We start from the raw sequence: 26,513 nt of genomic DNA, 5'->3' as shown, positions 1-26,513 counted from the left end.
GGAAACTATGAAGACAAGTAGAAAAAGAGTTGTTATCACTGGCATGGGAATTTTGTCATCTCTTGCGGATAATATTGCGGACTTCAGGCAGACGTTGCTGGAGAAAAAAAACGGCATTGCTGACAGCGAGCGTTTTTCTACATGGTTTGAGAACGCTCGAGCGGCAGAAATACTGCACAAAATAGATTATTCGGAGCTATCTCAAGAAGTCGTTGCCTCCCTGGATAATGCAGCACTCTGGGCTTATAAAGTGGGTAAAAACGCACTTGAGCAGGCTGGTCTGGCAAAAAATCGTGTATGTCTTGATGAAACCGGGTTAATTATCGGTGTCTCTTCGGCAGGGACAGAAGCTTTTCTTCCTCTTTTTGAGCAGCGAGTACAGGATTTTTCTTTACGCAAGGCACTATTTTCAGGAGGTTTTTCCTCCTGTTGTTCCAGTGTGTCAACGCTGTTAGGGTTAAAAGGCGGCGTGGAACTGGTTGCAACAGCCTGTACCGCGAGTCCAAATGCGGTCGGCATGGCTTTCGACTATATCCAAAATGGTAGAAGCAAAACGATGTTGGCTATCGGAACCGAACCTATTTATTTGCCAACATTTGCTGGTTTTTATGCATTAAATGTCATGCATCCCGTTTCTTGTTCGCCGTTTTCAGGTCAGTCTGGTATGTCAATTGGCGAAGGGGCTGGAGCTATTGTCCTGGAAGAATATGAGCATGCCGTAGCGCGTGGTGCAACAATTTATGGCGAAATTCTGTCTTACGCCACTTCCTGCGACGCATACCATGAAACCGGGCCCGATCCGCGAGCCAGCGGTGCGACGCAGGTAATGCAGAAAGCTATGATGAATGCTGGCATCACGCCAGATCAAATCGATTACGTTAACGCGCATGGCACCGGCACTGAAGCCAATGACCAAATTGAAACGCTGGCGATGAAAAAAGTTTTCTCCGACGTAGAGAAAGTATTAATCAGTTCTACTAAATCATATTTTGGTCACAATATTGGGGCCGCAGGAATCGTCGAACTGATAGCATGCTTAGTCACGTTGCCTGAGAAAAATGTTCTACCAACCCTAAACTTTTCACTTGCACGACCTAATTGCGATCTGGATTACGTTCCGAATGAGTTTCGGAAAAAAGATATTAATATATTCATGAAGAACAACTATGCATTCGGTGGAAATAATTGCTGCATGATTGTCAGTATGAAACCATGCTCGGTTCCGCTGACATCATACGATGCAAAGCGAGTTGCTATAACCGGAATTGGTGCAGTTACTGCCATTGGTCACAGTATTAATGAAATTCTGCACCGTGTTGATGGAGGCGATAGCGCAGTTGGGCTTGGCGGGAAAGTGTTCCCTGAAGATACGGTTAAAGAAGTTAGGGAATTACTGGATGTATTGATAAAAACAAACCAGTTTGAGGAATTATTTGGTAACGAGTATCTTTTTGACGCCAACACTTTGCCAGAAGAAGAAAAGGATTTTAAATCTTTCCAGATTAGTGGGCTTGAGCCTCGTAAGCACTTGCGCCGCTACGATCCACGCAAAGCCACTCGCGGAGGTACATTTGCACTGATTGCGCTTTCAGAAACGTTAAATATGGCTAAACGTAAGATCAAGCGTGATGGAGAAGAGCTTGGCATGGTGATGGGAATGTCACGAGGTCCGCAAGAAACGACCTATAAATATTTGCAAAGTTTGAAACCGGATCCACGAAAAGTTCGTACTTCTGAATTTCCTGGTTCATTAATGAACTCAATTGCAACATTTTGTGGAATTTCAGAAGGGATAAAAGGATATACGACGACCCTGGCAACAGGCGAAAACGCTTCACTTGGCGCATTAACATATGGCTATGAAATTGTTCGCCAGCAACTTCAGCCTCAAGTTATCGTTGGAGGAGCCGACGAATACTTTCCCTCCATGTCACTCTATATGGATGCGGTGACTAATAAAATTCATATGACTTCTGATGCTAGTGATTATCAAATATATGCTGAAGGAGCTAAAGGTTACGTACCTGGTGAAGGTGCCTGTATGCTGTTACTTGAGGACTCGCAAGCGGCAGTTGCACGTGGCGCTGATGTTTTGGCTGAAATCTCTGGTTATGGTAAATCATGCAGTAATAGTTATTTTGATGCTTCTCAGATAGAAGAGAAGTCTGGTGCTATGGCCCTGGCGATCGATCGTGCGCTTAAAGATGCGGGAATTTCGTCTGGGGATGTTGATTTAGTTTGCGGAACCAGCAATGGCAGTGCAGTTTGCTCATTAATAGAAATTAATGCAATTTTTGAGTCATTCCATCTGTATAATCCGCAAGTGCCTGTGGTGAATTATAATGCTTTCTTTGGGTTTGTTTCTTCGTCCGCCGGCTTGTTAAACTTAGCCCTACTTCTGGATTGTATTAAAAACGAGTTGGTTCCTGCTATTCCGTACACTAAAGAATTTGTAGATGAACGAATCAATTTCGTAACGCGGCCTCTCAAAATAACTATTAAAAATGCTCTTTTGGTTGGAGCTACTGAAGGCGGTAATTATTACGCATTTGTTATTAAAGGATAATCAAGTGCACAGAGAATCTATTATTTCTGGCTATAGTTCTTATTTGCCGTTTGCAGGTAGTAGTGCTCAGGTTATTACAAATCTGAAGCAAGGTGAACGTGTGAGTGTGTTGCCGTGGTTCAATTCGGATGAACAGGCTATTAAGTATGGATTTGCCAGGAATATATTTTCCGCAAAGCTTGAATCTGTGGGTGATAGCGATTTCAGCCTCCTTTATCAACTTATTGGTGAAGCTCTTGCGCAGGCTGGATTAAAAGAGGATTCTCTGAAAGAGAATAATGTCAGAGTTTATATGACAGGGATTGGTCCTCGAGTTGATGTAGTGGATTATAGGGGCTTTTATAATTACAATGACATGGAGGATATCAATCTTACTCCTTCGATAACGAATTTATGTGTTGCAAATATGTCGCAGGATAGTATCTCATATCATTTGGCAAATAAGTATGGCCTTACATATTTACCACCTAATATGAACTGTACTAGTAATTCTTCATTGGTTGCAGTCCATTTGAGTTCTCAGGCTATTGAGCAAGGAGGAATTGAACTCGCACTTATAATCAATATTTCTAAAGTTACGCTTCAGGATATGTGGTTTCTTGAAAATCAATCGATGTTGGATAGTAAAATTGCTCAGCCATTCGGTGTGAACAGTAAGGGGGTAATGTTTTCCGAAGGATATAGCGTGATGTTGCTTGAAAGTAGCCAGCATCGTAAAGCCAGAGGTTTGAGCTACGGAGTGAGTATAAAATCAGCCTATAAGCAAATTAATGCTGGTAGAGGTAATGATGCATACTGGCAAAGCACTAACATATATAAATTAATTAATAAGGTACTTAATGAGACTGGCGTAAAAGTTGAAGACTTATGTGCACTAATTCCACATGGTAACGGTGCAGCGTTTAGTGATAGCGTTGAGGCAAAAGTTATCAGTATGTTGGTGGGGGAGCAATCTCTGCCTGTTTTGGCTTATAAAGGTCAAATTGGTTATACAGCTACAGGCTCTGGTTTAGTGGATTTAATTATTGGTCATTATTCATTAGTTAATGGTGAATTAATTATGCCTATTAGTAATGATTCTATAATGGAAAATATTGCACCTCATGTACTCATTGGTCCCGGAGTAAAAAAACACGATAAAATACATCTTCTGAAAACCGGGCTTGGCGTAGATGGCTCAGTTATTGCGATTATTCTGACCAATATGGATAGGCGGGGTGACTGAAATGAGGAATGCAATGTATTTATCATCATATTCTTTCATTGAACCGGAAGAACCATTTTTTTTATATTATCCCAGTTGGTTGAATGTTTGGGAATCTCACTCATACAATAATGCATTGAAGTCTACAGGTGCAAATAGTTGGGCGTTTAAGCGATTTGGATCATCGGAGGCAGTATATAGCAGGGAAATTACTCGTCGACCAGAGCATATTCCTTATATAAATGCATTGGACAAGGTTTCAGATACAGCGTTACATGAACTATCTGCTAAAGAGTGTATGCTATTATTGAAATCTCGAACCGCCTTTGTTTATATTGACTCATGGGGAGAGTCTGGGATATTTGAATGTAATATAAGCAGTCTGCATTTATCAGCGATTGACACTTTACCTAGGAATTTAATTAAAAAATTTTCAGTAACTGATGTCACTTGTAAAATTCGTGGGGAAAGCAACTCACTTGTCCTGGCTATGCGATTGGCCCAAGATTATCTTGCATGGAATATATTTGATTTTGTAGTTATTTGTGGCGGTTATCGGACTGTTCCGTTGTTATCATTTACTGCTGAAAACATCAATTTAGATGAGAGAAAAAAAGAAGAACGGTTGACACCACATATAAACTTATCTATTGAACGGGTTGGTTGTTTTATTTTTAGTCAACGAGGGAGTGATCTGAGGATAAACTGTGGGCCGTATATTAACAGTAATATTAATGAGGTTCTTGAACAAGGCTATTGTACTACTCATGATATTGATCAAATTGCATATGCTGGAGGTATAAACCAAATTTCAAACTCACCTGGGAATGTTATAGAACTGCTTAATATCTATGGTTACAGCGGATGTATGACACCTGCATTAATCTGGCAATATATTTTTCATCGTTCTTTGAATTCTAGTTGTACAAGAACAATAATTCCATGTAACCCTGGTGGTTATACTTATTTTGATACTTTTTTTGAAGAGGAGGAATTAAAATGAGAAGTAATATAAAGGAATTGCCTGATGTCTTTCTGAATGGCATATATAAGAGTTACAGCTCCCATGAAAATAAAATTGACGCACTTAAAAATATCAATCTCGAGATTTCTAAAGGTGAGTTTATAGCGTTATGTGGGCCTTCAGGTAGTGGTAAGAGTACCTTGCTTAATATACTTTCTGGTATTGATCAGCCATCAGCTGGAAATGTCTTTTTTCTTAATAAACACCTTACTATTTTACCAGAAAAGGATTTAGCAACTATTCGTGGTAAACATCTTGGTTTCATATTTCAGTTTTTCAACTTAATCCCTGTACTAAATGCTTTTGATAATGTGTTTTATCCATTAGTGCTGAACGTTCATTTTAAGAGCAAAGAAGCAAAGGAGCGGAGTTTGCACTTTCTCGATAGTGTTGGTTTGACTCACATGAAGGATCGCAAGCCAGGACAATTGTCGGGTGGGCAACAACAGCGAGTAGCAATTGCAAGGGCATTAGCACATGGCCCTCGGGTCGTTGTTGCCGATGAACCTACTGGTAATCTCGATCATGCTACCGGAGAAGCAATCCTGGATCTTTTATTTGAGATTAATCAAAAAACAGCAACTACCTTCATTATTTCTACCCACTCCACTCAACTTAAAGAGCGTGCTAGACGAGTGGTTGAAATTAAGGATGGGGAAATAGCCTATGATTCAGAAAAATAGAATTTTTAGTGTGTTATGTCTAAGTCTGTCGATGACATTTTTTTCCGGAGTTGCAGGTATGATTTCAACTCCAGCGGTTGATCGTGTACTACAAAATGGGTTTCCGGCACAACCTGAGAAATTAGCTCTTCTCACAGAAAACTTATTTCAAGAATATAAAGAAAACGGTAACTCAGGTTCATTGGTTTTTTACTCTTGGGGAATGCTGAGACAAGCAAATTACTTCCTTAGTGTAAATAATATAATTGAAGCCTCAGAGTATGCAAAAATAGGTTTTTTTATCTGGATGAGGCAGTTGATTTAAATGAGAATGAAATTCTTATTAGATACTTACGTGCACGGGTTGATGCTTATTTACCAGCCAGCCTTGGACGTTGTGTTGTAACGATTAAGGATACCGCGCTATTGTTACAAGAGAAAGAAAAATTTAGCGATGATATTGTTAAATATATAAATGAGATGCGCTTAAGAGCTCTGAATGCTTGTAAAATGTATGATAAGGCCAATCTTTTACTGGCTCAATTGCAACAGAGATATCCAGGTTTCGAAATAAATTTTGTGCAAAGCGATTCTCCCGCCTGGAATATTTCAGAAGTTACGCAGATTATTCTTCCTGTCATTAAAGGTGATTAGATGTCAAAGGATATGATGTTTATTAACTGCATTGTGATTTTGGTGTTATTGTTTATTATGTATAACATTGCCTTTCGTTTTGGTGATGTAAAATTTGCTTTCCTTAATCTTCTACGTCATCGTAGAAGAACATTCTCAACTATTTTAGCTATTATTTTAGGTGGCTGTGCAATTTTTTTATATGGCGGATTTATTAATTATTCTTTTTGGATTCTTAAGGAACAAACGATCCGTACAAATATTGGACATGTGCAAATTTACAATAAATCTTATTTTGATACATCTAATAAAAATAAAAGCATTATTGTTGATTACACATCATTAAAGGATAATATTTTAAATAATCCAGATTTATTCCGAGATATATCGACAATTTCAGGGCAGCTTGAGTTTACGGGTATTATTTCACACTATGAGAGTGAAACATCTAACTATTTTTCTGCTCTTGGCGTAGAGCCTCTACCGGCTTTGAAATTAGGTGCATTTGATAAGATTGTTTTTGGTAGTGATTTATCAAGAGTAAAAAATAACGAAATTACCATTGGTAGTGGTTTAGCAAAAACGCTTGACAGTCAATACGGAGATTGGCTCGATGTTATAGTCATTAATACTGCCGGTGGGCAGGGAGCCATGTCTTTAAAACTACGTGGTATTTTTGAGTCAGGTATCAAGGATTATGATGACGTGGCAATGAAGATTCCACTTGATACAGCGCAAAAAATAATGGGTACTAACAGCGTGAGTAAAATTCTTATTTTACTCAAAAATGATGATGTTTTACCGTTTTTAACGAAACTGAAGAAATATATAGCTAATAACAAATTACCATTGATTGTTAAGGACTGGAAATCTAGTTCTCTTTATTATCAGCAAGTAGAGGGAATGCTGTCGGGTATCTATTTCTTTATCAAACTTATTGTTGCTCTCATTGTGGTGTTTATGATCAGTAATTCAATGACCATGAATATAGTAGAGCGAACCAGAGAGATTACTACGCTAAGGGCTATTGGGTTACAGTCTGGACATGTAACATTGCTATTTTGGTTGGAGGGGGTATTTGTTGGTATTATTGGTGCTCTCGGGAGTCTTATTGTTGGCTACGCAATTTCTGCAATGATTAATATTTCTGGAGTTGCAATGCCTCCATCACCAGGGCAATCGGCAGGTTACACCGCATTTATTAAAACAGATAATGCAGAACTGATTTGGATAACGATAGTATTACCAATTATAATATCAGCTCTTGCTTCTATACTTCCAGCTATTCGTGCATCCCGGCTTAATATTTCTGATGCATTTAAGTCTTCATAAGGGATGAGTATGAAAAAACATGTCTGGTGTTTATTTATAGTAATCATGTTAGCTCAATCAGTGATACCTGTACTGGCTTCTGATGAAGCTTTGGCGCTTGAAATTATACGCAAGGCGGATAGTGTTCGTTCACCAAATGAACCATTTCGTTATACGGTGACAGTGCTTGAATATAAAGAGGGTGCTATAGAGCCAGAAAATAAGCAAGTTTTAGATATATCAATGCGTTTCATTAAACCAGAAAATGGTACTCATGCTGATGCCCGCTCCTTGGTGAGGTTTATCTATCCTCCACGTGATAAGGGGAAGGTGATGCTATCTGATTGGTACGACCTATGGTTTTATACTCCAGACCTCCGTCGACCAATCCCTATTTCTCGATCGCAAAGATTAATCGGCCAAATATCTAATGGTGACGTTATTGTTACGAACTTTGAGTATTCCTATGATTCAACTCTGGAGGGAGAAGAGGTTTGCGGTGATAAAAAATGCTACAGGTTATCACTGGTGCGTAAAGTTGATTCGGTCACCTACCCTAAGGTAATTTATCTGGTAGAAAAGGATGCTGAACATCGACCATACCAGGCATCCTATTATTCTCTTGATAATATCTTACTCAAAAAAGTGTCATATAAAAAATATCAAATGGTTTTAGGGCGTCATCGTCCCACTGAAATTGTTGTGCAGAATGCCCGATACTCCAGGGGATATTCAGTTATGAAATATAGCGATGTTCGGCTCGAATCTTTGCCTGAATTTTACTTTACCAAGGAATCTATTCAGCGAGGCTCAAAGTGAAAGTGGGACTCTCTATTTTTATCTTACCTATTGCCATGGTATCTCCATGGGGGCAGGCTGGTTGTTTTTCTGGAGAGGAGTTGCGGTCAAATCTAGAAATTGTACTCACTGGGCAGACCTCTTTTGTTCACAAAAATGAATCTATCTGGCAAATAAATAGGAAAAATCCCTATACTGCTACCAATGTTTACAATGATATTGCCCTTAAGTTTGCCAGTGCTTGCTCTTTAACTAATGATATGCTGGATTTAGATTTCTCTCTATATGCGTTAGGCTACTATCCAACTCGTAGCGTGGGTTTATTTGAAAAAGATGACAGTCGCTCAAAGGTTCTTACAGAAAAACTTCGTATAACATGGACGCTATCCAATACGGTTCGTTTGGAAGGAGGCAAACTCCCAACCCCACAGGGGGCATTTTTTTTAAGATCGCCAGCGGAGCTTATAACCAATTATTACTCAGGGTTTAAATCTACCAGAATATATGATCCAGCAATGAAATCGCTTTATAGCGATTCCTACTGGGGGGCAAGTATATCTAAGGAATATCGTGATTATGCTTTTTCTCTGACAATATCGCCAAAATTAGCAAATATAAATAATTACTATGAGTCTTCCAGTAACTGGAGTGAAAATAAACGTACCAATAGCAGTGAACGTTATTTATTTGGTTATGCTGACTATCGCTTTGAAAATCATAGCTTATCTGTAAACATGATGTTGGGTGATTCGCCTTCAATCGCGCTAGCTGACAGTTATAACTATATCACTCAATTTATTATTAATAGCGAATTGGCATTACATAAGAATCAGCAGTGGCGACATTTTTCTAATGAGAAAAAGAATGAAGTGTTATCTGGAGTTTATCCTTCATCACTATATTCACAGGAAGATAAAGAAGGGATTGAATTCTCTGTTGGCGGACAATATACAACCAATAACTTTAGTATATTTGGTATGGAATATTATTTTCAGAGTGAGGGGTATACAGAGTCTGAATGGCGTAATCAGGTTAACTTCGTTAAATTTCTGAATGGAGATACAGGTTATCAGACTTTGAATAAGGCATTTGATAATTATAAATACTTGATGGGAGGGGAGATTAGCAATACATCAAATAAAGGAATGCTACAAGGAAGACATTATGTTAATACATGGGGGAGTTTACAAAACAAGGGTAGTTCAGTTATACAACCCTATCTTGTTATGAACTTATTAGATAACAGTACATTATTGGGAATTCATTACGTGAAACCTCTAAAAGGTGCCAACGATCAGGCTGAATTTTATATGGGGTTGTATAGTGCGCAGGGGAGTAAAAATTCTGAATTTGAACTTTTTGGCGATACAGTCGGAGTATATTTTGGTTTTAAATATTATTTATAAGGATGTATTACAATGAAAAACCAGTTTGAACAATCACATGTTCTTCTTTTTGCTGGTCAAGGGAATCCTGTTATTGGAATGGGGGCCGATTTATGGGGTTTAAATACCCTGACCAGGAATATCTGGGATTGTGCCAGTGATATTACAGGTATGGATGTTCGCCGATTGTGTCAGAAGGGACCTATGAATCGTCTGGTTAAGACGACAGTACAGCAGATAGCAGTAACGGCTATTAATGTGACGCTTTACACTCTATGTACTAAAAAACTTGAAAAAGAGAGTGTGGTTGGTTCCTGCGGTCATAGTGTTGGGGAATACAGCGCGCTTTATGCTGCGGGAGCGATAAGCATGGAAGATTTATTCCGTATAATACATGTACGTTCAAATATCATGAATAATCTAAGTCAGATTTATAAAGGCGCCATGCTTGCAGTTAAAGGTACTGACTATCAATCAATGTTTAGATTGATTTCTGATTCTATGCTTTCGCTTGACATTTGCTGTGATAACAGCCAGTTCCAACAGGTGATTGGTGGCGAGCTTGCTGATGTAAACGAATTCTCCCGGGTTTTGATCGGTTCAGGGTTTGAAGTGGTAAAGCTGGGGGTCAGCGGTGCCTGGCATACGCATCTTATGGCCGAGGGTGTTCAGCTTATGCGAGATTTCTTACAACAGGTTTACATTGGTCAACCTGGATATCCAGTGTTTATGAATGTCACAGGACAGGAAGAATTTAATCCACAGAAGATTAAAGAGAATTTATCTTTACATCTGACAAATACGGTGCGATGGACAACTTCGATGACTTCATTTTTACAACCCTCCGCGCCTGTGATGTTTTTCGAAATAAGTAATAAAGCTTATTTGGGACAATTGCTTAAAGACTTCGATAATTTTAGAACTGAAAATGTTACACATTGCAGAAAATGGGTTGAGTGCTAACGAGGTTATTATGATTCCAGGTTATCTAATTTTTATTTATCGTCAGGATAAGAGACTTCTTCCATACCTCTACTTTGTGTGCATTTTTCTGTTAGGTCTATTTTGGAAGAATTGTGGGTATTCGCTGTCCCCCAATGATGCTTACTCAATTAGTGCCATTTTATCATTAATAATGTTTGGTTTTATATATGAGTTAAAGGGCTATTGGGCATACAAATGCGCGATAAAAAACATTGATTTTTATTATTTTCATGATAGATCAATATCACGATATGAAACCTTTCTTTCACATCCGGCGATTGTCTCTGGGTGTGTTTTTTTACTATGTTATCTGATAGCCAAAAGTTGCTTATTCTTCTTTTCTACTATTAGCGCTTTACTCTGTATTGCAATGGTCTCACCAATGGTTATTTATTTTCTATTTTGGCTTACCAGGCATACCTATGTGAAGTTGATGCGACAAGCAACGGCCAAAAAACTCAAATATAAAAGTTTATACAGTTATGTCACTTTTAATGTTGTTATCGCCTTCATTACTAGTTCTCTAATTGTTAGCCCCTTAGCGACACATTCTGATTTTTCTTTATCTGAAGGTTTTTTTTCATTTCGTTTGATGATAGCAATTTTGATCGTTTGTAGTTTAGTTCTTCTTGTTAATTTGGTATTCACTCGATCTTCCCGGCGCTATAGTTTTTTAGGAAGATTGTTTCTAAAGGAAATTGATTTCAGTTTATCTAAATCCATTCCATTTCCTGGTTTTTATAAGAAACCTACATGGTGGCGATTGATTATTTTATTTGTTGTTGAGTCCTTGTGGGTATTTATAATCAGTATGATTCTCTCTCAGGTAGGATTGAATATAAATTTTTATGGTTATTTTTCATTATGTGTTTTACCCATAACAGGTTACTTCTATCTTCATGTTTATTGGTTATGGCATCATGATTACCTTTCCGCATGTGATATGTATTTCCGGTGTGGTGAAATTGATAAAAAAAATAACCTCCTTTGATTATTTATCGGGCCACATGGCATCATGTGGTCCATTTTTACCTCTTGTGTTTAAGATTCAATCTATTGGAAGTGTTAAATAAAACTGCCTGGTAATGATGCTTGTCTATATATAGAGAGATCAGGAAATCAGTTGTCATTGCTGTTACGGTGATTCATCAAGTATTTCGATGGTATTTCTGTAATCCTTGCTCTGATTTTTTTCGTCGTTTTGCTGAATAAACTCTATACCAGACACCGTTGGGAATCGAGTTCTGATGCTATGATTGGAATTGCGAAACATATCTGAAATAGTGTTTTTACATTGCTCAGATAAAGCAGGTGGATTATTTTTAAATACATAACTATGGGTGATTATTTAGTATGGCCAGTCGAAACATTGACTGGCCATATATGTATTACTTATTTTTGTAAAGAATAAGTAACGTTACCCCAGTTGGTTGCTGCATTATAGACAAAGTTTGACCATACACCAGACTCGGCATACAGCAAGGAGTTAATATGATCTGTAAGGATACTTCCAAGGCTATTCGGAGAGCCGCTCAGGAGGTTACTCACAATGTCAAATGTGGTTTCCATTGCTGCAAAAGCTGCATTCCAGCCACTCTCAAAGCCCGCGCCGACAAGACCAAGCGCTGATTTAACAGTAAAATCTATCAATGCGCAAGGGAGGTCGATAATACCCGCACCCGAGATATATTCCATTTCAGCTTGAGTGAGTTCTTTCATTTCTTATTTCCATTTTAAATTAATGAGGGTTTGATGGTGTGTAACCATCATTTATATATTACTGATCCTTTTTTATTAATCATAGTGAATATTGAAATGATCTATTAGATTATTCTATGAATAAGTTTTTATGAATGAGAATGATAAAATATCATATGTGAATTAATTTTGTGGAGATGATTCAATGCTGGAGCGTTTTGTGCCTTCTTTATGAACTGAATGTGTTCATGTTATGCTAATTGTAATATAAATCACACAAGCTCTTGGCAATTTTTTTTATATTGGTAGCCATGTGGAAATGAGCTTTATTGTTGGTGATTTCATACAAAACTAAACAAGCATGGTTATTGTTGGTGTTTTTCTCTGGTTAGGATAGAAAAGATGTATCCAGTGATTGCTTTGACAACCGAAGATAGGATGGACACGTACTGCAGAATTTTGCCAGGCCTAACCTGAAATATCGCGGAGTGGGTATAAATAGCTGCGCCAAATAGTAGCTCTCTTGTGAGGAGCTCAGCCTGTATTGTGTGGTCTGAGCAATTGCCAAACTAATCAAAATCATCAACCGGACTGAGTGATACCGATCATGACCCCCATTCCCTGTACTGAACGATGCCAGATGCAGAAAACTATCCATAAGATGCGTGACAAAAACCATGCCCGCCGACTGATCCCCATGCTGATGTTGCGCCAAGGGGACAGTGCCAGCCACGTTGCCAGCACACTCTCATCCATTGGACGGTTCAACGCTGGCTGTATGGATGCGCGGGAGTCCCTTCCTCTGGGTCGAAAGAACGCGTTAGTCAGCTATTACATCATCTGATAACGTTTTCTCTTGCTGATTTTGGGTATCAGCGCTCGTAATGGAGCAGTGAGTCTAAGTTCGGTGCGGGCTGGCAACCCTGAGGACCATAAAATGGTGCCGTCACGACAGGAATTAACGCAAGATATTATCTTGCGCAGGAGGTGATTCATACTGCAGGGCCAGTATAAAACTTCCTTGTCTATCAATTTATTCGAAGATATGAAACAGATACATTTTCATGCCATAACTATCGTATCCATAAAAGCAAAGAGACCGATAATTGGCTAGAAAAGAACTTCGAATTCAAACTTATATTTCAGCCGATTTATTTACCGTGGGTGAATTGAGCTGAGTTATTGTAGCTTGCGTTACATTAGACAGTAACACGCAATTATCAGTGCCATTTTATGTGGCAACTGCTGAATAAAATCAAACATTAGCAGGAGCCTATCTCTATCTTTCATTGATGGCCTGCTCAACCTCAAAGCGGTTAGTCAATTTACTGTCGATTTTGATGTACACCGAACGCTCTTCTGCAACCACCAGAGCCTCTTTTACACCTTCTTTAGATTGCAAGCGCGCCTGCAACATTGCATCAGCCACAACATCGTCTGGAATTTCTACTCGTAAACTGCTGACATATGGCGGTTCGCTCATGGTGCTGGCTACCAGTAACCACAGCATAGACAGCAATGCTCCGAGCAGGAATACGGTTTGCGAGTCAAAGAAGCCATCCACCCAACCGCCGAGAGCTCCGCCAATTGCCACGCCGAGGAATTGGCTAGTAGAGTAGATTCCCATTGCGGTGCCTTTATATCCGGCAGGTGATTCTTTACTGATTAACGAGGGCAGTAGCGCTTCCAGCAGGTTGAACGCAAGGAAGAACAGTTGAACGCCGGCCACCAACTCCCAGAAGTATCCCCCAGCTCCCCAAAGGACAATTTCAGCTATCAGCAAAATAGCCACGCACAGCATGAATACGCGCTTCATTTTGCGCTTCACTTCGGCGTAGATAATAAACGGTACCACGGCGACAAATGAGACCAGCATGGTGACCAGATAGATTTTCCAGTGCTCCGCGGCAGGGAAACCTGCGGCCTCCAGCTGACCCGGAAGGGCGACGAAGGTGGACATCAGCATGATGTGCAGGCACATAATGCCGAAATTAAGCTTCAGCAGCTTTGGCTCTGCAAGCACTTTGCGAAAGCAGCCTTTTACCATCCCGGACTCGCGATTCAGCACGTGATTGTGGCTGTTAGGCACCACCCACAGAGTGAGCAAAATACCGAGCGTCGCCAGGACGGCAATCATCCAGAACAGGGCATGCAAGCCAAGCTGATGAGTAACAATGGGCCCGAGAACCATAGCGATAGCAAAGGTGACGCCGAAGCTGACGCCAATAAAAGCCATGGCTTTGGTACGATTCTGCTCGCGGGTTAAATCAGAAAGCAGCGCCATTACCGCTGCGGCAATCGCGCCGGAGCCCTGTAGCGCGCGGCCAAGAATGATGCCCCAGATGGAGTCAGATAGGGCGGCGATAATACTGCCGATAACGAAGATTAACAGGCCGCCGACGATCAGCGGTTTACGACCAATTCGGTCAGAAAGCAGGCCGAAAGGCACCTGAAATATCGCTTGAGCCAGCCCATAGATACCAATAGCCAGACCAATGAGTGCTTCACTTGCGCCCTGTAACGCCATGCCATAGGTGGTCAGAACCGGGAGGACCATAAACATGCCAAGCATGCGCAGAGAGAATACGGTCCCCAAACCCCAGGTCGCGCGCAGCTCGCCTGGCGTCATTTTGTTATCGTTCATTACCACCTCAATATAAAAACTGCGACTAGTGTAGTGGGGGGAATCTAAAGCGTAAATAAATGTTTGTTTAACAGATATTACGGCAGTGTTGCATGATGAGGTGGGTGGGGTAGAGAGAGAAAGAAACCAGTGGAGGAGCCTCCACTGGCGCGCAGAGATTATTGGCAGTTGAAGTCAACCCACTGACCGCCTGCATCGGCGGATTTAACGCACTGTTCAACCCAGTAAACGCCGTGAAGTCCGGCTTCGACGTTCGGATACCAGAAGGTCTCCAGGAACTCACGATCGCCGCGATCCATTGCGTCCATGGCGATAGCGTAGCGGCGGTAGAGGTTAGCCCAAGCCTCGAATAATCCTTCCGGATGGCCTCCGCCGATACGATCGTCCGCCAACGCTTGCTGACTCAGATAGGGCATCCCGCGCTCAAGAACGCGTGCCGGTTCGCCCTGTACCTCATAGCTGAGCTGGTTCGGGCGCTCATCCCACCATTCGATACTGGCTTTTTCCCCGATAACGCGCACTTTCTGTGAGTGCATTGCGCCGCTGTTGACTGCGCTGGTCCACAGAGAACCGACTGCGCCATTGTTATATTCCATCAGTACAAAGGCGTTATCTTCCAGCGGGGCGCGGGATTTGACAAAGCTCTGGCGGGAGCACATCAGCCGGGTGATGTTGAGATTTGGCACCATCGTTTCCGCAATAAACAGCGGGTGAGTTGCCAAATCCCCCAGCACATAGCTTGGCCCCGCATATTTTGGCGTCACGCGCCAGCGTGTAGATTCAGCCTGCAGTTCGACGGCTTTATTATGAAAACCGTGGGCAAACTGCATATTAATAATGCGGATCTCACCGAGCATCCCTTCGGCGATCATCTGACGTGCCTGCTGGATCATCTGGTGTCCGGCATAGCCGTAGGTCACACCGATGATTTTATTCTGCTTTTTACTCAGCGCCAGCAGTTCGCGGGCTTCATCGGCGGTAAAGCACAGCGGTTTTTCACAGACAACGTGCAGCCCGGCTTCCAGCGCCGCTTTGGTGATGGCGAAGTGGGTATTATTTGGCGTGGTCACCGAAACGGCCTCAATACCGTCAGGACGTTTGGCCTCTTCTGCAAACAATGTTTGATAATCGGCGTAGCAACGCTCGGGAGCGATTCCGAGTTGCTCACCAAATTGACGCCCCCGCTCGGCATCTATATCGAGCGCACCGGCCAGCAGGGTAAAGACATTGTCGCGTAGCGCCGCGCAGCGGTGGCTATAGCCAATTTGGCTGGTACCGCCGCCGCCGACCATTCCCCAGCGCAGGGAGCGAGATAAGGGTTTCATGCCGTTTAACATGATGGTGCTCTCCTTTATAGATACTACGGATTTCAGAGGTTCTGTGTACCCGCGCTCTTAGAGCGCAGGTGTGGTTTCTGGGCAATTCCAGAATAGGTTTTACATTTCTCCACGGGCTTCGCGTTCTTTCAGCTCCTGCATAATCTGCGGGTACTGCTTATCCAGCCGGTAAAACAGCAGCGTAATAATGACCAGGATCCACAGGAAGAAAGAGCCGTAGAGGTAAACGTTGTTAATCATGTCGATAGCGCTTTGCGGCTGAACGCCGGAGCCGCTACTGGAGCTGACGTAGCCCGCCATACTCAACAGGCCGGAGATAACCGCAGCGGCAACACCCGCGCCGAGCTTCGTTCCGACGGAACCGGCGGAAAAAATCATTCCTTCTTGCCTCACGCGAGTTTTCCACTGGCCGAACTCAACGGCATCGCCGCAGAAGCCGAACAGCACGGCGTTCAGAGGCGCGAAGCCAATACCGCGAATAATCGCGTTCGCCAGCGCCCAGTGGTAATCATTGGAGTTAAACATAAACAGCACCTGCCCGATGGTCGCCAGCACAATGCCGCACAATGCAACATTGCGCTTACCGTATTTGCGGATGGGGACGGAACTGAGGAAGGTGAAAATGATGATACAGGCAGTTTCGGCAACGAAAATGGAGCTATAGAAGGTATCGTCGCCCAGTACATAACGGCAGTAGTAAGGCAGTGCGATCCCAACCACGGTGTAGTAAACACTCTGTGCTGTCCACAGGATTGCGCTGGCCCAGAAGTACTGGTTACGAAAGAGCGCAGAGAGCTGTTTTTTAACGGGAACATTTCCCTGTTTTTCTCGCGCTTTGATAACTACCTTCTCTTCACATTTGTAGAAGCAGAACAGCAGCAACAGCAGCGCCAGAAAAGCCCAGATAGACATGGTTTTGATCCATGCGGCCTGATCGTCGCCGAAATATTTCACCAGTGGCAATGTACAAGCTACAGCGAGAATACGACCGAATGGCGACATCGACATTCTGGTGATGCTGAGCATATCCCTTTCCCATGAGTCGCGAGTCATCATGGCGGAAAGGCTGCCGTAGGGAAGGTTGATAGCGGTGTAGCACACGGTGGTACAGAAGTTATAAGCCACCAGCAGGTAGAGAAACTGTAGCGTGCCGGTGGTTTGCGGGACGGTAAATAACAGGATCGCGGAAACGGCATAGGGAACGCTCATCCAGAGCAGCCAGGGACGCGATTTACCCCAGCGGGAGTTTGTTCGTTCGACCATCAAACCCATTATTACATCGGAAACGCCGTCAAACAGACGGGAGATCAGCATCACCAGACCGACGGTGGCGATGCTGATTCCTACGTAGTCGGTATAGAACAGGGTTAATACGGTGCCAATCATGCCGAAAACGACGTTGCAGGCGGTATCGCCGCCGCCGTAAGCAATGCGGGTGGTCCAGGTTAGCTTATCGCCGCGCGCCGCTGCGGGGGAGAGAAGGATCTGCTGTTCACTCATGGTCTATTCCTTTGTCGGGGGACAAGTAAGTACCTCAGTGCCAGTTCCGCCGGCACAACCTTATCCTGAATGTCAGCCAGAACATATGGAAATATTTATTTCATTTCAATGGTTATTTGAAATTTAATTTCTGTATATGCGAGGGGGATCGAAAAATGAAAATATTGCGTCAGAGATTTTACATTCACAACCATTAAATTAAGTTGATTGATAAGGTTATTAATCAGGTTTTTGATGAGTTATTTATTTGCTTGCTGTATTGAATTGGCGCTTTTTAAGCGGAAAATTGAGAGGTGAATCGATAATTCTAGTGGGTTTATTTTTTCATTTCATAAATAAATGAAATTTATTTTTCTTTAGTTGATGAGGCAAGCACGATGCCGGGGCGTGCCTGCCTGAACTTAACGTTTTATTGCGTGCTCCTGATAGCCGTTGCGGATGTGGTGGATTTTGTCGTCGAGTCGGCGGCAAAAATGCCTTTGGCAGTGAGTCCGGCCACAGTAATCGCGGCGGGGATCCCCAGAATTAAAAATACGCTCTCGAAACTGAGATCCAGCGCCAGCATTTCAGCCCCGGCAAAGGCGCTGAGGATCGCGCCCATACGGCCAACGCCGTGCATCCAACTGGAGCCGGTGGCTCGTGCCTCAGTCGGATAATAGCGGGCGGAGAGCGCGTTCATACCGGTATTCGCGCCGTTCAGGCAGGCTCCGCTGATAAATGCCAGCAGGCAGATGAGCCCAAAACTTGCCGCCGCATAGCCCATTGCCATCGTGAAAAGACCGCCAACCGCGTAAATTAACCCTAGCGCGCGATGCGGGTTGATCCGGTCCATCAGCCAGCCTGCAAACAGCGAACCAATGGTTCCGCCCGCCTGATACATCGCCGTCATGACCGCTGCCTGGCTGACCGTCAGGCCGACCTCTTTGACCAGCGTCGGCAGCCAGCTGCCGAGGAGATAAACCAGAAACAGCCCCATAAAGTAGACCAGCCATAGCATCAGCGATCCGAATCGGTACTGGCGGGAGAGCACGATCCGCATCGCGTTACCATTCACGGACTGTGTCGGGAAGGTAAACTGGGTATCATCGGCGATTTGCCCGGGGTAGAGGCGTCGTAAAATTGTCCGAATACGTTCGGCCGGTGCGCGCTTAACCACCAGAAAGCGCACCGATTCAGGTAACAGCCAAATAAGTACCGGAGCGAATAGCACCGGAAGAATGCCGCCGAGCATCATCAGCGAGTGCCAGCCAAACTGTGGGATCAGCCATGATGCGGAGAAACCGCCTGCCGCCGCGCCAAAAGTGAAACCACAAAAAATGACTGTGATAAGAAACGAGCGCTGACGTTCCGGGGCGTATTCCGACACGAGAGTACCGATATTCGGCATTGCAGCACCTAATCCCAGTCCGGTCATAAAACGAAAGAACATCATCTGCTCAATGTTTTGTGAAAAGGCGGTGGCAATGGTCCAGAAACCGAAGAAAAATACGCTATTGATGATGATTTTTTTCCGCCCCAGCCAGTCGGCAAGCGGGCCGGAGAAGATAGCGCCTAGCGCCAGGCCGATCAGCGCGGCGCTAATCACAAAGCCGAGTTCGTGATTGCTCACTCCCCACTCTTGTTTGAGCGTCGGAGCGATAAACCCCATAATGGCGATATCAAAACCGTCCAGAGCAATCACGCAGAAGCCTAAAAATACCACCAGTTTCTGGAACCGGCTGAGCGGGTTAGTGTTAATTAACTCCCTGACGTCCAGGCGTTGAGTCTGTGTCATGGGATCCTCCTTATGCGCAAGGGCGCAGATAAGACTGCGCGGCATTGAACAGCAACTGGGCACGAGTAAGCGCAGGCAGCGCGCCCTGGTCACCGCTTAAGGGAACCTCCAGGGAGACCGGCAGCGTGTCTGGAAGCGCCGCCATTAGCCCATGTAGGTCGAGCCCGCCTTCGCCGGGGACTTTACGTGCTGCACGGGCCTGATAAATCAGCTCTTGTTCATCAACGGGTACCTGCGGCGAGGCATCGCAAAGCTGCATATAGTTGAGGCAGTTTTGCGGCAGTGCTGCGAGCGTGGAGAGCGACTCGCCCGCCCGCCAGAAATGAATTGCGTCAATCAGAATACCGATATCCTGGCGACCACTGGTGTTGATCAACGACCGGGCCTGGGCGATGGTGCGCAAATGGGTCCAGGGCATAGGCTCCAGATTCATGGTTAAACCATACTCCTGGCCGGCCTCGGCGAGTCTGGCGAGGTTATCTGCGCTGCGTGCCTGATTTTCATCGTTTCCGGCGACCAGTACCTGCTTAGCCCCCAGTCGCGCGGCGGTATCGAGGAATAATCGCAAACGGGCATTGAGTGAAAAATCTGGCGTCAGGCGAACAATTTCGACGTCCGAGACGCGAATGCCTGTTTCCATCAGCGCCGACAGAGTGTCGCGCACGGCAGGGGTATTACCGAGCATGTCGTAATCCGGGTCGGAGGGCGTGGCGGGAAGCAGGCGCAGGCCGACGTGGGTAAATCCGGTTTGTGCCGCGATCCGCACCTGTTCCGGTGGCGGGACGTCGAGTAGGGTAAGCGCGGCGAGTGACAGGGTTCGCATGTTCATAAAGGACTCCAGTACAGTTGCAGGTGGTTGTTGTTATGTGTATTGCCGTCCCTGGTAAGATGTCGTTTACTACATTGTTTTTGTTATGTTTACTGCCAGTTTTTTACCGACCAGATAGCCAAAGGTCATGGCCGGTCCGAGTGTGATACCGCCGCTGGGATAGAATCCCTGCATCACGCTCGACATATCGTTGCCGATGGCGTAAAGGCCAGCAATCGGCTGCTGTTGAGCATTCAGTACCTGTGCGTTTTCATCAGTTTGCAGTCCGCTGAAGGAGCCCAGAGAACCGGGAAGAATACGCACGGCATAAAAAGGCGCATGGCGCAGTTCACCGAGGGTCGGATGGCCGGAATGGCTGGCATCACCCTGTGCGCGGTTGTATGCAGAGGCGCCGCGCTGAAAATCCTCGTCTTCTCCTTTGCTGGCGAAGCCATTAAAGCGGGCTACTGTTTCCGTTAATTGCTGCGGATCGATTGCACACTGTTGTGCCAGTGCCTCCAGCGTTTCGCCGCTTTGCAGGTAGCCGGTTCGTAACCAGGCTGTCGGTGAAAAGGGAAAGGGGTGCGCGTGGCCTAACCCATAGCGGTGCAGCGCACGACTGTCTGCTATCAGCCACGCCTGCGGCGCTTCGCCCGGTGGAGTCGCATCCAGCAGAGCGGCAATAAAATCGTGGTAGGAGTTAGCCTCGTTGGCGAAGCGTTTGCCGTTGGGCAGAACGGCGATAAAGCCTGGCTTAGCGCGTTCAACCAGATGCGGGAATACCAGTTGCAGACCGCTAGCGAGCGTGACGCGCGAAACCGGTGCCCATGCCATGGCGTGTCTGAGTGAGCCATCAAACTGGCCTCCAGCTGATTCGCCGAGCCGAATGCCATCACCCTGATTACCCGGCGGTGCAGCGGAAAAATGACCGTAGCCGCTGGCGGCGTGGGGGACATTTTGCGCCAGGCGCAGCCTGTCGTGAGGAAATCCACCGCAGGCGAGGATCACCGCCCCGGCGCGAACGTCTATCTCACCGCTGTCGCTGCGCAATACTGCACCCTCTATGCCTTTGTCGGAAGTGAGCAGTCGTTCTACCGGCGCGTTAAGCTGAAAATTAACCCCGGCATCCAGCGCCGAACGCAGCAGGCGAGCAACCAGCGCATTGCCGTTAACCAGATGTTGCCCGCGCCCAGCGCGAAGCCGCTGCCAGCCGTGACGTAACAAGCGGCGGGTTGCGTATATCGCCGAACGCGGCGAGCGGGTGGCGTTAAAAAAATGCGCCATGTCCGTGCCGCCAGCGATGCCCATGCCGGCGAGGCTGATGGTTTCCAGCGGTGGACGCAGGCGATGCAGCCAGTCACCGAGTAGGCGCCCGTCAAAAGGCTGCGCGGTGACCGAACGTCCACCCTGCGCATAGCCCGGCGAATCGTGGAAGTCAGGCATTTTGCTGCCCGAAAGAAACTGCACCGCCGTATGGCGTCGGAAGAAGTCGATCATCTCCGGGCCGTACTTTAAAAAAGTGAGCAGGCGAGCGTCGGCAGGTTGCCCATCCATCTCATGCCGGAGATAGGTGAGCGGCTCATCGGGATCTTCTTCAATACCTTCCTCGCGCGCCAGCGGATTGTGCGGGATCCACAGCCAGCCGCCGGACCATGCGCTGGTGCCGCCAATCACTGACTCTTTTTCGGCAACCAGCACGCTGGCACCGCCTAGCGCGGCGGTGACGGCGGCAGAGAGACCCGCCGCGCCGGAGCCGACCACCAGAACATCCACGTTCATCTGCCCGCTCATGCCTGACTCCTTATTGCAGTGGTGAAAAATCAGTGGGGCGCAGGAGAACCGACTCCAGGCGTTCGACGGCCGCCAGCTCGCGGTTTTTACGCGAGAAAGTTAGCCAGCGTTCGTCCTGAGCCATCCGCGCACGGCGCACCAGACGATCGTCGAGGCTTTCGTAGGCCCAGATATGCACCACCTGATTGACCACACCAATTTCGGTAAAGAAGAAGCCGATCAGCTTGCCGAGGTGCTCGGTCTGGACGGCGTAAGCGTCGCTTTTGTACAGCGCCAGCCAGTCGGCCATTTTCAGCGGATTGATGGTGTAGGTACGTTGTTCATAAATCATGGTTTTCTCCAGTTTACAGTGCGTGTTGTTGTGCCATATGGCTGGCTGAGAGGTAGCCGAAGGTTAGCGCCGGGCCGAGGGTGATTCCGGGGCCGGGATAGGTTCCGGCCATGATCGAATCCATATCGTTGCCGACGGCATAGAGCCCTTTAATAGGCAGGCCTTGTTGATTAACCACTTGGGCATCGGCGGTGGTGACCAGCCCGCGTGAGGTCCCGAGATCGCCGGTATAGAGCGTAACGGCATAAAATGGCGCGTTCGTTAGCGGGGCGTTACAGGCGTTTGGCTGGTGGCTCGGATCGCCCATCGCGCGGTTATAGCTGTTACCGCCTTTGGCAAACTCCGGGTCAAGTCCCTCGGCGGCATCGTGGTTATAGCGGGTCACCGTGTCGTTGAGCGCCTGCGGGTCCAGCCCGATCTGTTGCGCCAGCTCAGCAAGAGAATCGGCTTTGTGCAGATAACCTGCTTTCACCAGCGCATCGTTATTCACCGGGGCTGGTCGCGCCAGGCCGAGGCCGTAGCGCTTCATGGCCTGGGCATCGCAAATCAGAAAGCAGGGCGCATTTTCAGCCCGGCTTTGCATGGCGCTGGCAAAGTGGTGATAGGAGTTCGATTCGTTGACGAAGCGCACCGCACGTTGGTTGATGGCGATAACGCCGGGCTTAGCCCGGTCGGTTACGAGATGGGGAAAGCGCTCTTCAGTACCATCAGGACGACGTAAAACCGATACCGGGGCCCAGAAAAAGTTGGAGGATAAGTCCGCGCCTTCGCGGGCGTGAACTGTTGCCGCCAGGCGAAAAGCGGCACCGTCGTTGGCGCCAGGCGACATGGTGTAGTGCTCGCGGGTTTTGGGCCGATATTGCCCGGCCAGGTCACCTGCGGCAAACCCTCCGGCAGCCAGCACCACGCCGCAGCGGGCTTCCAGGGTTTGCTTCTGACCATCATGCTCAATCTCGACGCCGGTCACTTCACCGTTGCGTTCGGTAAGCAAAAGCACGTTGACGTTGAGCTTGAGGGTCATGCCTTTGCGAAAGGCGAGCGTCGCCATGCGGGCGATCAGTGCATTGCCCATTGCCAGTCGGGTACCGCGATGATGCTTCAGGCGGTCGCGACCGTAGCGCAGCAGCAGCTTGCTACAGTGCGATAGTGAACGCAGGGAACGACGCATATCGAGAAAGTGCTGGATATCAACGCGGTTAACCATCATCCCGCCAAACAGCAGCATCCCCGGTGGCGGCGCGCGCAGGTCGCGAAAATGCTCACCCAGCTCCCGCCCGTCATACTCCACCACTTCCAGCGCCCGGCCTACATCAACGGCACCGGGCTCATCCGGGTAGTAATCCGGCGAGAGTGGGCGCAGGCTATATTTTACCGCTCCCTCTTTTTCCAGAAACGCCAGCGCCTCGCGACCGGAAGTGACAAAGGCGTCGACCAGATCCTGGCGATAGTTTTGTTCGCCGATAATGGTATGGAGGTAGGTTTTAATCTCCTGTGAAGGGCTGTTTTTGGCCGGTTTCCGTGCCTGATCGCTATCGTGGATCCATACTGCACCGCCGGAAATCGCCGAGGTACCGCCAAACTGAGGGGCTTTTTCCAGCATCAGTACCGACAGTCCCTTACAGCAGGCAGTTACCGCGGTGGCAAAGCCCGCGGCGCCGCTGCCGATGACAATGACATCCCAGCTTTTCATGCCGCTGCTCCTTGTTCATGCGGGATTGCGCCAATGAACTCTCCCATCAGCTTCATCTGTGCCAGCGCCATTTCCGGCCCGGTCTGGATGACGCAGCCGCGATGTTGAGCAAAAGTGAGTAATGGTGTCATTACCGGTGCGGTGACTACGTCTGCGACGTGAGTCGATGGCTGGAGCGTTTCCAGTAGCGCCTGCGGTAGCGGTAAGGGATCAAAACCGCTCATTCCCGCCGGGGAGCCGTTGACCACTAAATCAAGGTCTGCGAGCGTTGCGGGCAGCTCGGTGAGATGAACCTGTGGAAAATGGGTTGCCAGACGATTGTGTAGTAACTGAAGGGTTGCCGGATTCTGGTCATAAAGCGCCAGCTGGCTGATGCCTGCTTCGCAGAGTCCCCACGCAATTGCGCTGCCGACGCCACCGCAGCCGGAGAGCAGCGCGCTTTTACCCGCGGCATTGAATCCGTGCGCCTGAGCGGCGAGTTGAAAGCCGACGCCATCGAGCATATCGCCCTGTAAACGACCATCTGCCAGCTTGCGGATCACATTCACGGCGTTGAGGTGACGAGCGCGCGGCGTTAGCTCATCCACCAGCGAGGCTGCACGCTGTTTATGCGGGACGGTGACCAGCACGCCGCTCATGTTGTGCCATCCGCGTAGCGATTTTAGATAATCGGCGATGGCTTCGGGAGCGATATCGACCGGGATCATGACGCTGTCCATCTGCTGGTCAGCGAAATAGCGGTTAAAGTTCTCCGGCGATTTAACCTGGGTAATCGGATGGCCGATAACGGCGACAACCTGCGTGAATCCACTGACCATTTCAAACCTCATTTTGTTAAATGAATGTTGTGAAAGTATTTCAGCGGAAGCTGAGAGCGGCAACGCAGAATTCGGCCATATTGGTTGTTAATCGCACCATCACTGCGATAATCGCGCTAAACTGATTGTATTGTTGCGAAAGTGTGAACAACTATGCAAAACGAAATACATTCCCGCGATCTGATCGTCGGCCTGCAAAAAGGACTGGCGTTGATTCAGCTGTTCTCTAAAGAGTTTCCAAGGCTCACCGTACCGCAGGCGGCGAAAATGAGTGGGTTGACGCAAAGCGCGGCGCGGCGGTTTCTTCTCACACTGCTGCACGATCGCTATTTGCAGACCGATGGACGCTATTACTGGCTAACGCCCAAAGCGTTACGTCTGGGGCAGGCGTATGTTGATTCCGCCCAGTTCCCGCGCATGGTGCGGCCCATTGTTGAATACATTGCCAGCCGAACCGAAGAACATGCCTCGGTCGGCGTGATTGATGATGATGAGCTGGTGTACATCGCTCGCAGCAAACATACGCCGTTTAACTCGACCTCCGTGCGGCTGGGGGAGAGGGTGCCGATTTACTGTACTGCCGGAGGGCGGCTGTGGCTGGCTTCGTTGCCGGAAGCCGAATGCGAAGCCGTATTGCAGCGGATTAGGCGCGAGCAGCGAACGCCGTATACGGTGACGGACGTCGCGGCGCTGATGGAGAAAATCGCCCTGGTTCGTCGCCAGGGATATGCCTCTATTGAGCAGGAGTTTGAAATAGGCATGCTGGTGCTGGCGGTACCGTTGTCTGACAGGGAGGGGACTTACTGGGGAGCACTGAGCTTAACCAGCCATCTATCGCGTACTTCCCTTGAGGCGCTATGCCGTGACCATCTCGATTTGCTCTATAGCGCGCAGGTAATGTTGGTGGGATAACCCAGAGAAGAAACGGGCAGGTTCAGAACCTGCCCGAAATATTACGCTTTCGCGCCGTCGATAAAGCTGTTCCAGTCCGTGCCTGCGTTGTTCACGAAGTTGGACCAGCTGTTTGCCGCGGTATTAACAAAGCCATTCCAGTTGTTCGAACCGGCTGACACAAAGGTATTCCAGTTTGATTGACCGATGACAAACTTGCCAAACTCTACCGCGCTATCAATGACGAAGTTAGCAAAAGCAGCACCTGAAGTGGCGACAAAAGAACCAAATCCCAGCCCGGAGTTCACTACAAAATTCGTAAAGCCGGTGACAGCGTTCATCAGATTAAAGCCACCTGAAACATATTCCATTTCGCTGAATGTTAACTCTTTCATTTTTATTCCCTTATAAAACGGATTGCTATAAGTGAGCCACTCGCTCACCGTGAAAGACTAACACCGTTAAATAAAGGCAAACCAGCCAGAGACTTAAGCATGATACTGATTTATTTATTATTTTTATGTGAACCTAATGAGCGAACGACTAATGATGGTTTTACCGGATATGAAATGATGTCGGTGATTTTTCATCTGAAGTGAATTCAGGTAGAGGAGGGGAGTCAGACTGGCGGACAAAAAAACAGCCCCCGGTCTTGCGAACGGAG

General features: G+C 46.7%; 23 protein-coding genes. 11 read left to right on the top strand and 12 right to left on the bottom strand.

The window, feature by feature from the left end; all coding sequences use genetic code 11:
- Positions 1-7: 7 nt before the first annotated feature.
- From HV213_RS22270 to HV213_RS22230, 10 genes are all read left to right on the top strand, one after another.
- Positions 8-2,566, top strand: coding sequence for a beta-ketoacyl-[acyl-carrier-protein] synthase family protein (locus tag HV213_RS22270; RefSeq protein ID WP_181486479.1), 2,559 nt, complete (start codon positions 8-10; stop codon positions 2,564-2,566).
- Positions 2,567-2,570: 4 nt separating this feature from the next.
- A complete protein-coding gene (locus tag HV213_RS22265; protein ID WP_181483335.1) occupies positions 2,571-3,791 on the top strand; it encodes a beta-ketoacyl synthase N-terminal-like domain-containing protein in 1,221 nt (406 codons plus the stop codon).
- A gap of 13 nt (positions 3,792-3,804) precedes the next feature.
- The gene (locus tag HV213_RS22260; protein ID WP_228288567.1) at positions 3,805-4,773 is read left to right on the top strand and encodes an ATP-binding protein; all 969 of its coding nucleotides are present in this window, start codon (positions 3,805-3,807) and stop codon (positions 4,771-4,773) included.
- Positions 4,770-5,477, top strand: a complete 708-nt coding sequence (locus HV213_RS22255; RefSeq protein WP_181483333.1) for an ABC transporter ATP-binding protein — start codon at positions 4,770-4,772, stop codon at positions 5,475-5,477. The genes HV213_RS22260 and HV213_RS22255 overlap by 4 nt, the downstream gene beginning before the upstream one ends.
- A complete protein-coding gene (locus HV213_RS33350) occupies positions 5,461-5,781 on the top strand; it encodes a hypothetical protein (protein WP_228288566.1) in 321 nt (106 codons plus the stop codon). The genes HV213_RS22255 and HV213_RS33350 overlap by 17 nt, the downstream gene beginning before the upstream one ends.
- 101 nt (positions 5,782-5,882) lie before the next feature.
- Positions 5,883-6,110: a hypothetical protein gene (locus HV213_RS33345; protein ID WP_228288565.1), complete on the top strand. Its 228-nt coding sequence runs from the start codon at positions 5,883-5,885 to the stop codon at positions 6,108-6,110.
- Positions 6,111-7,421, top strand: coding sequence for an ABC transporter permease (locus HV213_RS22245; RefSeq protein ID WP_181483332.1), 1,311 nt, complete (start codon positions 6,111-6,113; stop codon positions 7,419-7,421). It begins immediately after the preceding gene.
- Between the two features lie 45 nt (positions 7,422-7,466).
- Positions 7,467-8,219 carry an outer membrane lipoprotein-sorting protein gene (locus tag HV213_RS22240; protein ID WP_442788171.1) on the top strand — a complete coding sequence of 251 codons (753 nt, stop codon included), beginning with the start codon at positions 7,467-7,469 and terminating at the stop codon, positions 8,217-8,219.
- Positions 8,216-9,604 carry a hypothetical protein gene (locus HV213_RS22235; RefSeq protein ID WP_228288563.1) on the top strand — a complete coding sequence of 463 codons (1,389 nt, stop codon included), beginning with the start codon at positions 8,216-8,218 and terminating at the stop codon, positions 9,602-9,604. Before HV213_RS22240 ends, HV213_RS22235 begins: the two co-directional genes overlap by 4 nt.
- Positions 9,605-9,616: 12 nt before the next feature.
- Positions 9,617-10,546 (top strand): ACP S-malonyltransferase, encoded by a 930-nt coding sequence (locus HV213_RS22230; protein ID WP_181483330.1) that lies wholly within the window; start codon positions 9,617-9,619, stop codon positions 10,544-10,546.
- A gap of 501 nt (positions 10,547-11,047) precedes the next feature.
- On the opposite strand, the gene HV213_RS22225 is transcribed toward HV213_RS22230, so the two are convergent.
- The 11 genes from HV213_RS22225 to HV213_RS22175 all read right to left on the bottom strand — a co-directional run bounded on the left by HV213_RS22225 (position 11,048) and on the right by HV213_RS22175 (position 24,958).
- Entirely contained in the window at positions 11,048-11,215 is a 168-nt protein-coding gene (locus HV213_RS22225; protein WP_181483329.1) for a hypothetical protein, read from the bottom strand.
- Between the two features lie 744 nt (positions 11,216-11,959).
- Entirely contained in the window at positions 11,960-12,286 is a 327-nt protein-coding gene (locus HV213_RS22220; RefSeq protein ID WP_181483328.1) for a hypothetical protein, read from the bottom strand.
- Between the two features lie 1,258 nt (positions 12,287-13,544).
- A complete protein-coding gene (locus tag HV213_RS22215; RefSeq protein WP_181483327.1) occupies positions 13,545-14,909 on the bottom strand; it encodes an MFS transporter in 1,365 nt (454 codons plus the stop codon).
- Positions 14,910-15,067: 158 nt separating this feature from the next.
- Positions 15,068-16,246, bottom strand: a complete 1,179-nt coding sequence (locus HV213_RS22210) for a Gfo/Idh/MocA family protein (protein WP_181483326.1) — start codon at positions 16,244-16,246, stop codon at positions 15,068-15,070.
- Between the two features lie 99 nt (positions 16,247-16,345).
- Positions 16,346-17,746 carry an MFS transporter gene (locus HV213_RS22205; RefSeq protein WP_181483325.1) on the bottom strand — a complete coding sequence of 467 codons (1,401 nt, stop codon included), beginning with the start codon at positions 17,744-17,746 and terminating at the stop codon, positions 16,346-16,348.
- Positions 17,747-18,155: 409 nt separating this feature from the next.
- Positions 18,156-19,520, bottom strand: a complete 1,365-nt coding sequence (locus tag HV213_RS22200; protein WP_181483324.1) for an MFS transporter — start codon at positions 19,518-19,520, stop codon at positions 18,156-18,158.
- A 10-nt stretch (positions 19,521-19,530) separates the two neighbouring features.
- Positions 19,531-20,349: a sugar phosphate isomerase/epimerase family protein gene (locus HV213_RS22195; protein ID WP_181483323.1), complete on the bottom strand. Its 819-nt coding sequence runs from the start codon at positions 20,347-20,349 to the stop codon at positions 19,531-19,533.
- Positions 20,350-20,418: 69 nt separating this feature from the next.
- Positions 20,419-22,119: an FAD-dependent oxidoreductase gene (locus HV213_RS22190; protein ID WP_181483322.1), complete on the bottom strand. Its 1,701-nt coding sequence runs from the start codon at positions 22,117-22,119 to the stop codon at positions 20,419-20,421.
- Between the two features lie 10 nt (positions 22,120-22,129).
- Positions 22,130-22,450 carry an NIPSNAP family protein gene (locus tag HV213_RS22185; RefSeq protein WP_181483321.1) on the bottom strand — a complete coding sequence of 107 codons (321 nt, stop codon included), beginning with the start codon at positions 22,448-22,450 and terminating at the stop codon, positions 22,130-22,132.
- Positions 22,451-22,463: 13 nt separating this feature from the next.
- Positions 22,464-24,140 carry an FAD-dependent oxidoreductase gene (locus HV213_RS22180; protein ID WP_181483320.1) on the bottom strand — a complete coding sequence of 559 codons (1,677 nt, stop codon included), beginning with the start codon at positions 24,138-24,140 and terminating at the stop codon, positions 22,464-22,466.
- Entirely contained in the window at positions 24,137-24,958 is an 822-nt protein-coding gene (locus tag HV213_RS22175) for a shikimate dehydrogenase family protein (protein WP_181483319.1), read from the bottom strand. Before HV213_RS22175 ends, HV213_RS22180 begins: the two co-directional genes overlap by 4 nt.
- Before the next feature lie 153 nt (positions 24,959-25,111).
- Between HV213_RS22175 and HV213_RS22170 the strand changes: the two genes are divergently transcribed.
- Positions 25,112-25,870, top strand: coding sequence for an IclR family transcriptional regulator domain-containing protein (locus HV213_RS22170; protein WP_181483318.1), 759 nt, complete (start codon positions 25,112-25,114; stop codon positions 25,868-25,870).
- A gap of 41 nt (positions 25,871-25,911) precedes the next feature.
- Here the strand turns inward: HV213_RS22170 and HV213_RS22165 are convergent, their stop codons facing one another.
- Positions 25,912-26,244, bottom strand: a complete 333-nt coding sequence (locus HV213_RS22165) for a hypothetical protein (protein WP_181483317.1) — start codon at positions 26,242-26,244, stop codon at positions 25,912-25,914.
- Positions 26,245-26,513 lie beyond the last annotated feature (269 nt).

Source organism: Klebsiella sp. RHBSTW-00484 (assembly GCF_013705725.1).
In the GTDB taxonomy this organism is placed as follows: domain Bacteria; phylum Pseudomonadota; class Gammaproteobacteria; order Enterobacterales; family Enterobacteriaceae; genus Klebsiella.
This window is presented reverse-complemented; position numbering and strand designations above follow the sequence as displayed.

What these genes read in the sequence shown, in the direction of transcription:
- HV213_RS22255 (WP_181483333.1), top strand. Translation starts at nt 4,770, where the DNA reads ATGAGAAGTAATATAAAGGAATTGCCTGATGTCTTTCTGAATGGCATA.
- HV213_RS22240 (WP_442788171.1), top strand. Translation starts at nt 7,467, where the DNA reads ATGTTAGCTCAATCAGTGATACCTGTACTGGCTTCTGATGAAGCTTTG.
- HV213_RS22165 (WP_181483317.1), bottom strand. Translation starts at nt 26,244, where the DNA reads ATGAAAGAGTTAACATTCAGCGAAATGGAATATGTTTCAGGTGGCTTT.
- HV213_RS22170 (WP_181483318.1), top strand. Translation starts at nt 25,112, where the DNA reads ATGCAAAACGAAATACATTCCCGCGATCTGATCGTCGGCCTGCAAAAA.
- HV213_RS22215 (WP_181483327.1), bottom strand. Translation starts at nt 14,909, where the DNA reads ATGAACGATAACAAAATGACGCCAGGCGAGCTGCGCGCGACCTGGGGT.
- HV213_RS22220 (WP_181483328.1), bottom strand. Translation starts at nt 12,286, where the DNA reads ATGAAAGAACTCACTCAAGCTGAAATGGAATATATCTCGGGTGCGGGT.
- HV213_RS22200 (WP_181483324.1), bottom strand. Translation starts at nt 19,520, where the DNA reads ATGACACAGACTCAACGCCTGGACGTCAGGGAGTTAATTAACACTAAC.
- HV213_RS22180 (WP_181483320.1), bottom strand. Translation starts at nt 24,140, where the DNA reads ATGAAAAGCTGGGATGTCATTGTCATCGGCAGCGGCGCCGCGGGCTTT.
- HV213_RS22190 (WP_181483322.1), bottom strand. Translation starts at nt 22,119, where the DNA reads ATGAGCGGGCAGATGAACGTGGATGTTCTGGTGGTCGGCTCCGGCGCG.
- HV213_RS22260 (WP_228288567.1), top strand. Translation starts at nt 3,805, where the DNA reads ATGTATTTATCATCATATTCTTTCATTGAACCGGAAGAACCATTTTTT.
- HV213_RS22245 (WP_181483332.1), top strand. Translation starts at nt 6,111, where the DNA reads ATGTCAAAGGATATGATGTTTATTAACTGCATTGTGATTTTGGTGTTA.
- HV213_RS22210 (WP_181483326.1), bottom strand. Translation starts at nt 16,246, where the DNA reads ATGTTAAACGGCATGAAACCCTTATCTCGCTCCCTGCGCTGGGGAATG.
- HV213_RS33350 (WP_228288566.1), top strand. Translation starts at nt 5,461, where the DNA reads ATGATTCAGAAAAATAGAATTTTTAGTGTGTTATGTCTAAGTCTGTCG.
- HV213_RS22185 (WP_181483321.1), bottom strand. Translation starts at nt 22,450, where the DNA reads ATGATTTATGAACAACGTACCTACACCATCAATCCGCTGAAAATGGCC.
- HV213_RS22195 (WP_181483323.1), bottom strand. Translation starts at nt 20,349, where the DNA reads ATGAACATGCGAACCCTGTCACTCGCCGCGCTTACCCTACTCGACGTC.
- HV213_RS22230 (WP_181483330.1), top strand. Translation starts at nt 9,617, where the DNA reads ATGAAAAACCAGTTTGAACAATCACATGTTCTTCTTTTTGCTGGTCAA.
- HV213_RS22175 (WP_181483319.1), bottom strand. Translation starts at nt 24,958, where the DNA reads ATGGTCAGTGGATTCACGCAGGTTGTCGCCGTTATCGGCCATCCGATT.
- HV213_RS22205 (WP_181483325.1), bottom strand. Translation starts at nt 17,746, where the DNA reads ATGAGTGAACAGCAGATCCTTCTCTCCCCCGCAGCGGCGCGCGGCGAT.
- HV213_RS22270 (WP_181486479.1), top strand. Translation starts at nt 8, where the DNA reads ATGAAGACAAGTAGAAAAAGAGTTGTTATCACTGGCATGGGAATTTTG.